General features: G+C 70.0%; 14 protein-coding genes and 1 tRNA gene. 5 read left to right on the top strand and 10 right to left on the bottom strand.

Features of this window, described 5'->3' with window-relative positions; translation table 11 throughout:
• Positions 1 to 6 precede the first annotated feature (6 nt).
• From ACIPQB_RS00780 to lgt, 6 genes are all read right to left on the bottom strand, one after another.
• Positions 7 to 1,365, bottom strand: coding sequence for an alpha/beta fold hydrolase (locus ACIPQB_RS00780; RefSeq protein ID WP_446483285.1), 1,359 nt, complete (start codon positions 1,363 to 1,365; stop codon positions 7 to 9).
• A 97-nt stretch (positions 1,366 to 1,462) separates the two neighbouring features.
• Positions 1,463 to 2,575 (bottom strand): hypothetical protein, encoded by a 1,113-nt coding sequence (locus tag ACIPQB_RS00775; protein ID WP_446483284.1) that lies wholly within the window; start codon positions 2,573 to 2,575, stop codon positions 1,463 to 1,465.
• Between the two features lie 187 nt (positions 2,576 to 2,762).
• On the bottom strand, positions 2,763 to 3,701 hold the full coding sequence (locus tag ACIPQB_RS00770) for a ribose-phosphate pyrophosphokinase (protein ID WP_446483283.1): 939 nt from the start codon (positions 3,699 to 3,701) through the stop codon (positions 2,763 to 2,765).
• A gap of 101 nt (positions 3,702 to 3,802) precedes the next feature.
• Positions 3,803 to 4,582, bottom strand: a complete 780-nt coding sequence (gene pgeF, locus ACIPQB_RS00765) for a peptidoglycan editing factor PgeF (RefSeq protein ID WP_446483282.1) — start codon at positions 4,580 to 4,582, stop codon at positions 3,803 to 3,805.
• A 1-nt stretch (position 4,583) separates the two neighbouring features.
• Complete coding sequence (locus tag ACIPQB_RS00760) at positions 4,584 to 5,789, bottom strand: class I SAM-dependent methyltransferase (RefSeq protein ID WP_446483281.1); 1,206 nt, start codon at positions 5,787 to 5,789, stop codon at positions 4,584 to 4,586.
• A complete protein-coding gene (gene lgt, locus ACIPQB_RS00755; RefSeq protein WP_446483280.1) occupies positions 5,776 to 6,684 on the bottom strand; it encodes a prolipoprotein diacylglyceryl transferase in 909 nt (302 codons plus the stop codon). The genes ACIPQB_RS00760 and lgt overlap by 14 nt, the downstream gene beginning before the upstream one ends.
• A 116-nt stretch (positions 6,685 to 6,800) precedes the next feature.
• Here lgt and ACIPQB_RS00750 point away from each other — a divergent pair, with 116 nt between their 5' ends.
• From ACIPQB_RS00750 to ACIPQB_RS00735, 4 genes are all read left to right on the top strand, one after another.
• Positions 6,801 to 7,067, top strand: coding sequence for an accessory factor UbiK family protein (locus ACIPQB_RS00750; protein ID WP_446483279.1), 267 nt, complete (start codon positions 6,801 to 6,803; stop codon positions 7,065 to 7,067).
• 128 nt (positions 7,068 to 7,195) lie between these two features.
• On the top strand, positions 7,196 to 7,702 hold the full coding sequence (locus ACIPQB_RS00745) for a YbjN domain-containing protein (RefSeq protein ID WP_446483278.1): 507 nt from the start codon (positions 7,196 to 7,198) through the stop codon (positions 7,700 to 7,702).
• Between the two features lie 54 nt (positions 7,703 to 7,756).
• Positions 7,757 to 8,539, top strand: a complete 783-nt coding sequence (proC, locus tag ACIPQB_RS00740) for a pyrroline-5-carboxylate reductase (protein WP_446483277.1) — start codon at positions 7,757 to 7,759, stop codon at positions 8,537 to 8,539.
• A gap of 62 nt (positions 8,540 to 8,601) precedes the next feature.
• A complete protein-coding gene (locus ACIPQB_RS00735) occupies positions 8,602 to 9,144 on the top strand; it encodes a TetR family transcriptional regulator (RefSeq protein WP_446483276.1) in 543 nt (180 codons plus the stop codon).
• A 101-nt stretch (positions 9,145 to 9,245) separates the two neighbouring features.
• Here ACIPQB_RS00735 and nusG read toward each other — a convergent pair whose 3' ends face one another.
• From nusG to ACIPQB_RS00715, 4 genes are all read right to left on the bottom strand, one after another.
• Positions 9,246 to 9,803 (bottom strand): transcription termination/antitermination protein NusG, encoded by a 558-nt coding sequence (nusG, locus tag ACIPQB_RS00730; RefSeq protein ID WP_446483275.1) that lies wholly within the window; start codon positions 9,801 to 9,803, stop codon positions 9,246 to 9,248.
• A gap of 8 nt (positions 9,804 to 9,811) precedes the next feature.
• On the bottom strand, positions 9,812 to 10,135 hold the full coding sequence (secE, locus tag ACIPQB_RS00725) for a preprotein translocase subunit SecE (RefSeq protein ID WP_446483274.1): 324 nt from the start codon (positions 10,133 to 10,135) through the stop codon (positions 9,812 to 9,814).
• 64 nt (positions 10,136 to 10,199) lie between these two features.
• Positions 10,200 to 10,275, bottom strand: a tRNA-Trp gene (locus ACIPQB_RS00720).
• A gap of 521 nt (positions 10,276 to 10,796) precedes the next feature.
• A complete protein-coding gene (locus ACIPQB_RS00715; protein WP_446483273.1) occupies positions 10,797 to 11,114 on the bottom strand; it encodes a hypothetical protein in 318 nt (105 codons plus the stop codon).
• 372 nt (positions 11,115 to 11,486) lie between these two features.
• Between ACIPQB_RS00715 and ACIPQB_RS00710 the strand changes: the two genes are divergently transcribed.
• Positions 11,487 to 12,326 (top strand): ferredoxin--NADP reductase, encoded by an 840-nt coding sequence (locus ACIPQB_RS00710; RefSeq protein ID WP_446483272.1) that lies wholly within the window; start codon positions 11,487 to 11,489, stop codon positions 12,324 to 12,326.
• The last annotated feature ends 30 nt before the right edge of the window (positions 12,327 to 12,356 follow it).

Genomic DNA, 12,356 nt, shown 5'->3' with positions numbered 1-12,356 from the left:
GCGAGACTACTTCATCGCCGCCCGGATCTTCGCCGCCGTGGCCTCGATGTCCTTGGGGTCGCCGCGCTGGTTCTCGACGAACATCAGCGGCTTGCCGGCGACGCGCGGGATCACGTGGATGTGCAGGTGCGGCACGCTCTGGCCGACGCCGTTGTTCTGGACGATCGTGAAGCCCTCCGCCCCCAGGCCGTCGATCTGGGCCTGGCCGACCCGGGCGACCACGGCCATGACCCGGCCCAGGTCCTGGGGCGAGATCTCCAGCAGGTTGCGGGCCTTGGAGGTCTTGGAGATCACCAGCACGTGGCCGGGCTCGGCCGGGGCGCGGTCCATGAAGGCCAGGACCTGGTCGTCCTCATAGACCTTGGCGACCGGCAGCTCGCCGCGGATGATCCGGGCGAAGGGGTTGGCCTCGTCATAGGCCGCCTTCAGCGGCGTGCGGATGTCGTCGATCGCGGCCGAGGCGGGATCGAAGCGGCCCAGCCAGCGGATCACCTCGGCCGCCAGGGCGATGCGGGCGTCCGAGAAGCTGTGGTCGGTGTCCATATAGGTTTCGGTCAGGGCCTGGGCCCCGGCCTGGCGGGCGGCGGCGGCCAGCTTGCGGGTGGTCGGGCCCCCGGCGTGCTCGGCGCCGATCATCAGCACCGGCCGGTCGGCGATGCGGGCGCTCAGGGCCTCTAGGTCGAGCTTGGCGGCGTTGGTCTCGATCTCCTTGACCAGCAGCTCGGCGCTGGTCCCGGCCAGGGGACGGGTGTCGGGCCGCATGGCCTCGGCGGCGGCCTTGCGGGCGGCGAGGCTGGTGATCTGCGCCTTGCGCTTGCCGATGTCCCAGGCGTCGATCAGGATCGCGCCGGCGACCTTGGGATCGGCGGCTGCGGCGTCGGCGGCCATGAAGCCGCCCATGCTGTGGCCGGCCACGACGATCCGGGCCGGGTCGATGTGGTACTTGGCGACATTGGCCGGATCGCGCAGGAAGGCGACCGCCGCCTCGCCGTCGGCCCGGGCGTGGGCGAACGAGAAGCTCCCCGGGCTGCCCCACGAGCCGCGATAGTTGATCTTCAGCACGTTCCAGCCGGCCCGGCGCACGGCCTGCATCAGGTCGATATTGGTCTCGTTGCCGGGGAAACCGTGGAGGAACAGCAGGGTCGGGTGGGGCTGGTCGCCCGAGGCCAGGTACATCAGCGCATTGACGCCGACCCCGCCGGTCGGAACCGTGAAGGCGGCCATGTCGGCGGGATGGGCGGCGTCGCGGGCTGGATCGGCGATCACCGCCTTGGGGATCGGGGCGAAGCGCGGCTCGGCCAGGCCGGGTCCGGCCAAGGCCATGAGCATCAGGGCGGCGAGCCCGGCGGCGATTCGGCGTGACATGGCGTCCCCTTGGCGGTCGCCCTTCGCTATCCCGAAAAGCGACGCCTGACGAGACCGGCGCCTCCCGTTAAAGGCAAAACCGGCGGCGAGGCCGGCTTCAGCTCTTCTTCTTCTTGGCCGACGCCGCCTTCTTGCTCGTCGGCTTCTTCTTGGTGACCACGGGCTCGGGCTTGGGCGGCGGGACCGGCAGGACCTCGATCGGCATCGGCGCGCCCGAGGCCTTGATCACGCAGGCTCCGGTGTCGATCATCACGTGCTGGCCCAGGCAGAACACGTCCTCGTAGTGCGGCTTGGCGACGGCCAGGCACTGATAGAGGTTCAGCTTGCCCATGTTCAGGCACATGGCGCTGGTCGGCTCGACCATGATGGCGTCGATCGTGGCCAGGTTCTCGTCGCCGGCCGCGCCGAGGGCGGCCAGGGCGGCCACGGCCAGGCCGCGGATCACCAGCGGCTTGTAGGGCGGCGGGGCCGAACGCGGGCCGAGAATCGGACCCGTGACCGGGACGGCGGACGGACTGGCGGGCGGAGCCGGCACCAGCGGAATGGCGCCGGTCGAGGCCTGCTGCAGCACGGCGACATCGGCGCTGTCGGCCAGGGCCGGGGTCGCCGACATGGTCTTGGCGTAGGCCAGGCGGCCGTCGCGGTCGAGGACCGGGGCCTTCGACCAGGGCGAATGCTGGACGTCATAGGCCGCCTGCTTGACCGCCTTGCCGGAGGTATAGAGTTTCAGCCCCTCGGCGCCGAGCGTGTCGATGATCAGGCCGGCGGCGGTGTCGCTGCCCTTGAAGCCCACGGCATAGGCGGGGTCGGCGACCAGCTGGGCGATGATCCGCTGGCGCTGGGCCGGGTCGACGGCGAAGGTGCGGACCGAGGCCACGAAGGCCGGGTCCTGCAAGGCCAGGACGGCGGCGTAGGCGGTGGCCCCCGACAGGAACTGCTTGGGCTCGTAGGCGACGCCGACCTTCAGGGACGCCTGGATCTGGTCGCCGTTCTCGAAGGTGGCGCCGATCGCGCCGGCCCGCTGCATGTAGCTGCGGAAGGCGCTGGCCCGCTCGACGACGCTGGACGACAGGGTGATCGGCGGCGGGGCGGGCGGGGCGGCGACCACGGGCGGCGGCGGCGGGGGGGGAGTGCTGCAGCTGGCCAGAAGCACGGCCGCGGCCACGGCCATGGCCGAAACAGCGGCCCGCGTGCGCGTGGTGGAAAGCATTCCGAGAACATTCCCCAATGATTCTAAACGTCGCCACTATCAGCGGCGACGGGCGACATTGTGACGGCCCGCCCGTTAACCGCGTCTTGACAAGCGGGGCCGTGGGGCGGCGGCACCATTGGTTAGGGTTGTTCCTTGCCGATTTCAATATGCAATTGCCGGCCTGCGCGCCGGGCGCGGGAGGGGCCTAGTCGAACAGCTTCGACACCGATTCCTCGTTGGCGATCCGGCGGATGGCTTCGCCGATCAGCGGGGCGCAGGAGACGTAGCGGATCTTGGGGCAGCTCTTGACCGTGTCCGAGGCCTCGATCGAGTCGGTGACCACCAGCTCGGTCAGCACCGAATTGGCGACCCGCTCGGCGGCCGCGCCCGACAGCACCCCGTGAGTGACATAGGCGCTGACCGAGGTGGCCCCCTGGGCGATCAGGGCGGCGGCGGCGTTGCACAGGGTGCCGGCCGAATCGACGATGTCGTCGAACAGGATGCAGCGGCGGCCGGCGACGTCGCCGATGATGTTCATCACCTCGCTCTCGCCGGGGGCCGAGCGGCGCTTGTCGACGATGGCCAGGTCGGCGTCATTCAGCCGCTTGGCCAGGGCCCGGGCCCGCACCACGCCGCCGACGTCGGGCGAGACCACCATCAGGTCGTCGGCGACGGTGTAGCGCTTGTGGATGTCGTCGGCCAGCAGGCGCGAGGGCAACAGGTTGTCGGTCGGGATGTCGAAGAAGCCCTGGATCTGGCCGGCGTGCAGATCCATGGTCAGCACGCGGTCGGCGCCCGAACGGGTGATCAGATTGGCCACCAGCTTGGCCGAGATCGGCGTGCGGCCGCCGGTCTTGCGGTCCTGGCGGGCATAGCCGAAATAGGGCAGCACCGCGGTGATCCGCTTGCCCGAGGCCCGCTTCAGCGCGTCGACGCAGATCAGCAGCTCCATCAGGTTGTCGTTGGCCGGATAGCTGGTCGACTGGATGACGAAGACGTCCTCGCCGCGGACGTTTTCGTCGATGGTGACGAACACCTCGAGGTCGGCGAACCGGCGCACCTGGGCGCGGGTCAGCGGCATGTCGAGATATTCCGCGATCGACTGGGCCAGGGTGCGGTTCGAGTTGCCGGACAGCAGCTTCATGGAATTGTCTCGGGAGGGGGTGTCGCCGTTGCCGGGGCTTCTAGCAGTCCCGGCCGCGGGAACAAGCTTAACTCGCGATCGGCCGAGGTTATTTACCGCGCTCACGCTTCCAGCGCGATCGCCGAAAGCAGCCGACCATAGTCGGATTCGCCGTTCAGCACGGCGCGGCGGTTGGAAAAGAACAGTTCGGCTTCCGCGCAGGTGTCGCGTCCGACCCATTCGCGCTGGGCGACGCCGGCGGTGTCCAGGCGGTCGAGCACGAAGGCCGGCAGGTCGAACAGGCGCTTGTCCGGGTTCGCCGCCGGCGCGAAGAACCGGCCTGAGCCGGGGCTGTCGGCCTCGAAGCGATGCAGGAACTCCAGCCCGACCTCGTAGCTCTGCGGGCCGATGCAGGGGCCGACCGCGGCGACCATGCGCGAGGGCTCGCCGCCCAGCTCGACCATGCAGTCGACCGCGGCCTGGACGACGCCGTCCAGCGCTCCGCGCCAGCCGGCGTGGGCGGCGGCGACGATGCGGGCGACCGGATCGGCGATCAGCACCGGGGCGCAGTCGGCGTGCAGAGCCCCGCAGACCACGCCGGGGGTGCGGGTCACCACCGCGTCGCCCTCGGGCCGGACGTCGCCCCACGAACCGTCGGCGACGATGGCGATGGTCGAGTGGATCTGGAAGCAGGTGTTCAGCTCGTTGGGCTCGGCCCCGAACCAGGCCGCGGCCCGGGCCCGGTTCTCGGCGACATCGGCGGCCTCGTCGCGGCTGCCGCGTCCGACATTGAGACTGGAATAGAGGCCGGTCGAGGCGCCGCCCTGGCGGGTGAAGAAGGCGTGGCGGACGCCGGCGACGGCGTTCAGCAGCGGCGACTGGACGGTGGGGAGGGGTTTCATGTCACGCGTCCGCAACAGGCAGGAGCTCGAAGAGCGGGGGCGAAAGGCCGGGAGCGTGCAGGCAGGCGACCTTGAACAGATCGCCCATTTGATCCGCTCCGGTCAGGCGATCAAGCTGTCTGGCGACGGTTTGCGCCTGGTCGGGGCGGGCGGCGGCCAGGACCTGGGCCCGGGCCTCGATCCCCAGGGCCCGCAGGAAGTCGCCCTGCGACAGGATCGGCCCGGTTCCGGCCCCGGCCTCCTGGGCGGCGGCCAGCACGGCGGGGAAGTCGGCCCAGACGGTCAGGTCGGCCTGGCCGGGCCGGGCCAGCGGCGAAACCTTGGCGTGGGCCTGGACCGCCTGCAGGGTGTCGCCTGGTCCCGGCGCGTCGCGGCCATAGTCGATCAGCAGCGCCGCCCCGCCGTCGCGCGCCACCCGATGGCCGATCTCCGACCCGAGCGCGGCCTGGGCGGGAGAGGATTCGAGGACGGCGCCGACTGGAATGCTCCCTTCCCCCTGGAGGGGGGAAGGGTTGGGGATGGGGGTGGAAGCGTTTCCGGATGGGGCGAGGCCGGCGTGTCGTCCACCGCCGTAGTCACCCCCGCCCCCGGCCCCTCCCCCATCGAGGGGGAGGGGAGACGGCTGCGCCTGCAGCGCCCTCAGCCCGAACGCCAGCTGGCCCTGGTCGTCCAGCCCGACCATCCGCTCGGCCCAGCCGACCTCGGTGCGGACGAACTGGTGGGCTGGCAGGCAGTCGAGCACCTCGTTGGCGACCAGCAGCAGCGGCGCGCCGGCCGGCACGGCCTCCAGCCGGTCGGCCCAGCGCGGGGTCAGGGGCGCGCCCTCCAGCCGGCCGGCCTGGGCGGCCCGCAGCGGCGGCGACACCTCGACCAGCCACAGGTCGGCGGCGGCCAAGAACTCGGGCAGCAGCCGGGCGGCGCGCAGGATGTCGGACATCAGCGTCCCGTCGCCGGGCCCGATCTCGACCAGCCGCACCGTCGCCGGCCGGCCCATGCGGTCCCAGGTCTCCAGCAGCCACAGCCCGACCAGTTCGCCGAACATCTGGCTGACCCCCGGCGCGGTCAGGAAGTCGCCGCCGGCCCCCAGGGCGGGACGGGTGGCGTAATAGCCGTCGCGGGGGTCGTGCAGGCAGCGGGTGAAATATTCGGCGACGCTGATCGGGCCGTCCTGGGCGATCTGCGCCTTCAGGCGGTCAAGCAGGCTCATGGCTGTCCGGCAACGGGGCGGCGACCGGCTCGCGCAGCGCCCGCCACAGCAGGAGGGCGCCGATCGCCAGCATCGGGATCGACAGGATCATCCCCATGGTCAGGCCGAACGGGAAGGCGGGCATGCCGTGGTCGGGATTGCGCACGCCCTCCAGCGCCACGCGGAACAGGCCGTAGCAGAGCAGGAAGGTCGCCACCAGGGCGCCGCGGCGCTGCAGCCATTTGAACCTATGTGTGGCCAGGCGAAGGATCAGGAACAGCAGCACGCCCTCCAGCGCCGCCTCGTAGAGCTGGCTGGGATGGCGGGCGTGGTCGCCGGCTGGGCAGCCGCCGTCATTGGCCCGGCGGATGGTGTCGTTGCAGAACACCATGCCCCACGGCTGGTTGGTCTCGCGGCCCCACAGCTCGCCATTGATGAAGTTGGCGCAGCGGCCGAAGAACAGGCCGATCGGCGCGACCGGGGCGACGAGGTCACCCAGCTTGAGAATGTCGATCCGGTTGCGGCGGGCGAACAGCAGCACCGCGGCGCAGACGCCCAGGAACCCGCCATGGAAGGACATGCCGCCTTCCCAGACCTTGAAGACGTCCAGCGGATTGTGCGCCAGATTGGCCCGCTGTTCGGCGTTCAGCAGCATGTAGAACATCACATAGCCGATCCTGCCGCCGAGGATGATCCCCAGGGTGACCCACAGCACCAGGTCGTCTATCTGCAGCGGCGTGGCCGTGGCCGGGCGGCCGCCCCACAGCCGGGCGTCGCGCACCAGCACGACGGCGTAGCGCCAGCCCAGCAGGATGCCGGCCACATAGGCCAGGGCGTACCAGCGCAAGGCCAGCGGTCCCCATTGCAGCGCCCAGGGACCGATGTGAACGATGGGGTCGATATCGGGGAAGATCACGCCGAAGGGCTCCGGGCCGACAGAACGGTCGCACCCATATCCTGTTCGCCGTTCGCTTTCATCCTTCGTTTCCCATATAAGGACGGCGATCAAACCCGCCGCGCCCCGGAATCTCGATGCACAGCCAGAATCCTTTTCTCGACGAATTCGCCAAGCTGACCCAGGCGGCCATGGGCATCGCCCAGACGGCCGGCGAGGAGGCCAAGACCGCGATGCGGGCCCAGGCCGACCGCCTGGCGGCCGAGTTCGACCTGATCCGGCGCGACGATTTCGAGGCCCTGAAGGCTGAGGTGGCGGCGCTGCGCGGGGAGGTCGCGGCCCTGAAAGCCAAGAAGACCCCCGCCAAATCCGCCGCGCCGAAGGCCGGCGACACGGCGAACTGAGCGAGTCCCGTTTTTCCCTTTCGACGTGAAGGCGGTTGTGACGCCGCCCGCGAAGCAGCTTAGACTCCCCTGAGTGGGTGATTTGGACGGGCCCCACGGCCCGCCTCGCCCGGGGGCCAAAGGTTCTTATGGACACCCAACCCGAAGAAGACGACGTCCTGCTGGCGATGGATCCCCTGGAGGTCGTCGAACACGTCCTCGCGGCCGAGAACCTGACCTTCGACCGCACCGAGGACGGCGACCTGGCCTTCGCCCTGACCGGCGACTGGAAGGACTATGAGCTGTGGTTCGCCTGGCGGCCCGAGGCCGACTGCCTGCAGCTGTGCCTGTCGCTCGACCTGCGGGCCGGCAAGGCCAAGCGCACCGGCGCCTACCAGCTGCTGGCGATGATCAACCAGCGCGTCTGGCTGGGCCATTTCGAGGTCTGGACCGAGGACGGCGAGGTGGTGTTCCGCCACGCCCTGGCCCTGCCGGCCGGCGAGCGTCCGACCATGGCCCAGGCCGCCTCGATGATCGACGCGGCGGTGGAGGCCGCCGACCGCTTCTATCCGGCCTTCGATTTCCTGTTGCACGGCGCCAAGACCCCGGACGAGGCCATGGCCGCCTGCATGTTCGAGACGGTGGGCCAGGCTTAGAGCTAAATCCTTCTCCTCTTGCGGGAGAAGGACGATATCCCGGGAGCCCGTCTCATGACCCCCATCCTCCTCCTCGGCGCCGGGCGCATGGGCGGGGCCCTGGTCGAGGGCTGGCGCCGGGCCCAGGCGTTCGCCGCCGCCGACCTGATCATCCGCGACCCCAACCTGCCGGCCGACGCCTTTCCCGGCGCGACGGTCAATCCGCCGATCGAGGCGCTGGTCGTCGCCCGGACAGTGCTGCTGGCGGTCAAGCCGCAGATCTGGCGGCAGGCGGCGGCCGAGGTCGCGCCGCACCTGGCGGCCGACGCGGTGATCGTCTCGATCGCCGCCGGGGTGCGGGCCGCCGACATCGCCGAGGCCTTCGGCGGCCGCGCCGTGGCCCGGGTGATGCCGACCACCGCCGTCGCCATCGGCCAGGGCGCGGCCAGCATCCACGCCGACACGGCCGAGGCCCGGGCCCGGGCTCACGCGCTGTTCGCGCCGGTCGCCACGGCGGTCGATCTCGACGACGAGGACCTGCTGCACGCGGCGACCGCCGTCTCCGGTTCGGCCCCGGCCTATCTCTACGCCTTCATCGAGGCTCTGGAGGCGGCCGGCGCCGCCCAGGGCCTGGACCCGGCCGCCTCGGCCCAACTGGCGCGGGCGACCATCGTCGGGGCCGCGGCCCTGCTGGGCCAGGGCGGCGAGGAGCCGGCCGAGTTGCGCCGCCAGGTGACCTCGCCCGGCGGCACCACCGCCGCGGCCCTGGCCGTGCTGATGGGGGCGGGAGGCTTCGGCGAGCTGCTGCCGCGGGCGCTCGACGCGGCGGCGGCGCGGTCGCGGGAACTGGGCGGGTAGGGACAACGCCCTCTGGGCGAGGGAACTTGCCACCGGGCCCCGGACCCGCCATCTGAACAAGCATGACCGCCGCCGAAGACATCCTCGATCGCGCCGCCGCCGCGGCCCTGTCCCTGGCCGCCGACCGGCCGTGGTCGCAGGTCTCGCTGCGCGACATCGCTCAGACGGCGGGAGTCTCGTTCGCCGAGCTCTACGCCCGGGCCGAAGGCAAGGCCGCGGTGCTCGACCATCTGGCCACGCGGTTCGACCGCGCCGCCCTGGCCGTGGCCCCGGCCGCCGAGGCCAGCGTCCATGACCGCCTGTTCGACGCGGCCATGGCCCGGATCGAGGCCATGGAGCCGCACCGCGCCGCCCTGGTCGCCATCAGCCGCTCCGAGCGCCTGGTGGTCTCGGCCCTGCGCTTTCCGAAGACCGCCCGAGCCGTGCTCGAGGCCGCCGGGATCGACGCCACGCCGGCCCGTCTCGCCGCCATGACCGCGGTCTGGGCCCGGGTCCTGCAGGTCTGGCGCGACGACGAGGGCGCGCTGAACCGCACCATGGCCGAGCTCGACAAGCGGCTGAAGCAGATGGCCTCGGGCCTGGAGAAGGTCGGGGCGGGCTTCTAGAGCATCGCGCGGCTTGCTCTAGACGACGCCCCTTCCAGACGGCAAAAACCCCGCGCCGTCGTCGGCGCGGGGTTTTCAGACGCTTGGCGATCAGGCCGCCGTCAGGCGATCTTTTCGACCTGGCTGTATTCCAGTTCCACCGGGGTGGCGCGGCCGAAGATCGAGACGGTGACGCGCAGGCGGGCCCGCTCCTCGTCGACCTGCTCGACCGAGCCGTTGAAGCTGGCGAACGGGCCGTCGGTGACCCGGACGTTCTCGCCGACCTCGAACAGCACCACGGTCTTGGGGCGCTCGACGCCTTCCTCGATCGTGCCGATGATCCGCTGGACTTCCTTTTCGGAGACCGGCTGCGGCTTGGAGGCGCTGCCCAGGAAGCCGGTGACCTTCGGGGTGTTCTTGATCAGGTGGTAGGCTTCGTCGGTCAGGTTCATCTTCACCAGCACGTAGCCGGGGAAGAACTTGCGCTCGGCGTTGACCTTGCGGCCGCGACGGATCTCGACGACGTCCTCGGTGGGCACCAGGATCTCGGAGAAGCTGTCTTCCAGGCCGTGGCTCTTGGCCTGTTCGCGGATGCTTTCGGCCACCTTCTTCTCGAAGTTCGAGTAGGCGTGGACGATGTACCACTTGTGGTTCGGGTTGGACGCGGTTTCGGTGCTCATGGTGCTTTTTATCCCGCGGCGAACTTGAGGAGCAGGTGGGAACCCATGCCCAGGACCCAGTCGGCGAAGGTGAAGAACAGCGAGGCCATGACCACCATGATGAAGACCATCACCGAGGTGATCCAGGTCTCCTTGCGGGTGGTCCAGGTGATCTTGCGGGCTTCGGCCTGGACTTCCCGCCCGAAACGGACGGGATTGATCGGCTTCTTCGGCGCGGCCGCCGCGGCGGCCTTGGCGGCCGGAGTCGCCTGACCGGCGGGCGCGAGCGCCGCCGCCGTCTTGGCGGCGCGGCTCTTGATCGCTGACGGGCTCGAACCCGGTTTCCTGGCCATGACTTAAGAGGCTCGCGACTTTCGGTGGATCAGCCCGAGAACCGGGCCAATCGATGACATATAGTGGCAGGAGTGGAGGGACTCGAACCCACGACCCTCGGTTTTGGAGACCGATGCTCTACCAGCTGAGCTACACTCCTGCAGAACCGCGATCCCTTTAGCGGGGATCTTGGCTTTCCGGCAATGAACATCGCGCCGGTGAGCTCTTTGAAGCCCGCCAGCGCGTTGGTCTCATCGCCAGAGCCGCGTCGTTTAGCAGGCTCGTTCGAGACGGGCAAGCGGCCCGGAGGGTTGGGCGGCGGTTCTGTGGCGGTTGGATCGGCGGCGGAGGCGGATCGGCCCGGGATCGCGTCGCCCGGCGGCGCGTTGATCCCCGACGGCGCGACAGGCTCGCGTCCGATCCGCGTCCGCCGATCCAGGCTCAGATGGAGGACATCATGCCCGCACAGGACCGCGCCGCCCAGGGCGAGGCACCGTCAGGCGGCCCTGAGGTCCGCCCGTCGAACCGTGAGGTCGAGAACGAGAACCAGCGCGCTCCGGACGGCGAAGACGGCCGCGGAGGCAAGGCCCCTCGTCCCGCGACCGAGCCGCGGGGCCAGGAGGACAGCTCAGACTCGCCGAAGACCCGGACAGACCCGGGCTCCGGCGAGGCCTGATGGGTTCAGCCGGCCTTTTCCGGCGTGGCCGCAGGCGCGGCCGACAGCGCCGCGCACTGGATGTTGAGATAGGTCCACTTCACGTCGGCGAGCTGGCGTCCGCATTCGGTGTTCTTGCCCAGGTCGCGGCCTTGCAGGGAAATCGCCACCCCCTTGGCCGGATCGGGCGCCGGCGAAGCGCCGGAAATATCGTAATAGCCGCCTCCCGGACCGCGAACCACGATACAGGACGTCGATTCCACCGGCCGAACACAGCCCGAGGCCGTGATCGCCTTGCCCTCCAGCGCCACCTGCTGGGCTTGGGCCTTTTGGGACGAGGACATGGTCTCCTGTCCGCATCCGGTTACGCTTAACGCTAATAGACTGGCCGCCGCGGCGGCCTTTACGAACCTTACCCGCATACGTTCCTCCGTATCATTGGCCGCGGACCCGTTCAGGCGACGCAGCAAGCGGAAGAGTGCGCCCGGTTTTGGGGGGCGGCAATCACAATTTTGACGCAGTTCAAAAACCGGGCATGGCGCGTTTTGACGCGTCTGCGAAAGATTTTCTCAAGGCGCTTTCAGGCCGGAAAAGTTGACATCGGGCCGCGTCTGCTCACATGAGACGCAGGTCGCCTCAGGGCCGTGGCGACGCCCATTGAAAATCCGCGTCCTTCTTCTCTGGCGGACGCGCGTCCAGGACTTGAAACGCATCCCATGACGGCCACCACGATCAGCACGCCGCCGGCTCCCGCCCCGCCCAAGGAGGCCGCCCAGCACACCGAGACCGTGCTGTGGGTCAAGCACTGGACGGACCGTCTGTTCAGCTTCGCCATCACCCGTCCGGCCAGCTTCCGCTTCCGCTCGGGCGAGTTCGTGATGATCGGCCTGCCGCCCCGCGAGGAGCTGGGCGAGAAGAAGCCGATCCTGCGCGCCTATTCGATCGGCTCGCCCAGCTTCGCCGAGGAGCTGGAGTTCTTCTCGATCAAGGTGCCCGACGGCCCGCTGACCTCGCGCCTGCAGCAGATCAAGGCCGGCGACACGGTGCTGCTGGGCAAGAAGCCGACCGGCACCCTGGTGCTGGACGCCGTGCGGCCGGGCAAGCGCCTGTTCCTGTTCGGCACCGGCACCGGCCTGGCGCCCTGGCTGGCCGTGGCCCGCGACCCGGACGCCTACAGCCGCTTCGAGCAGGTGATCGTCGCCCACGGGGTGCGCGAGGTGAAGGAACTGGCCTATCGCGACCTGTTCACCTCGGAGATCCACGACGACCCGCTGGTCGGCGACGAGGCCCGGGCCCAGCTGGTCTATTATCCGACCGTCACCCGCGAGCCGTTCGAGCGCCAGGGCCGGTTCACCGACCTGATCGACAGCGGCCAGCTGTTCCGCGACCTGGGCACGGGGACCGAGCGTTTCGACCCCGAGCACGACCGCGCCATGCTGTGCGGCTCGATGGCGATGATCAAGGACACCGCCGCCCTGCTGGAGGCCCACGGGCTGAAGGAAGGCTCGAACGCCGAGCCCGGCGACTTCGTGATCGAGCGGGCCTTCGTGGGCTAGGCTTTGATCCATTCGTCCTGGCTCACGCCG

Source organism: Caulobacter sp. LARHSG274, from assembly GCF_052871235.1.
The sequence above is the reverse complement of the archived record's forward strand: the minus strand, read 5'-3'. Positions and strand labels throughout refer to the sequence as shown.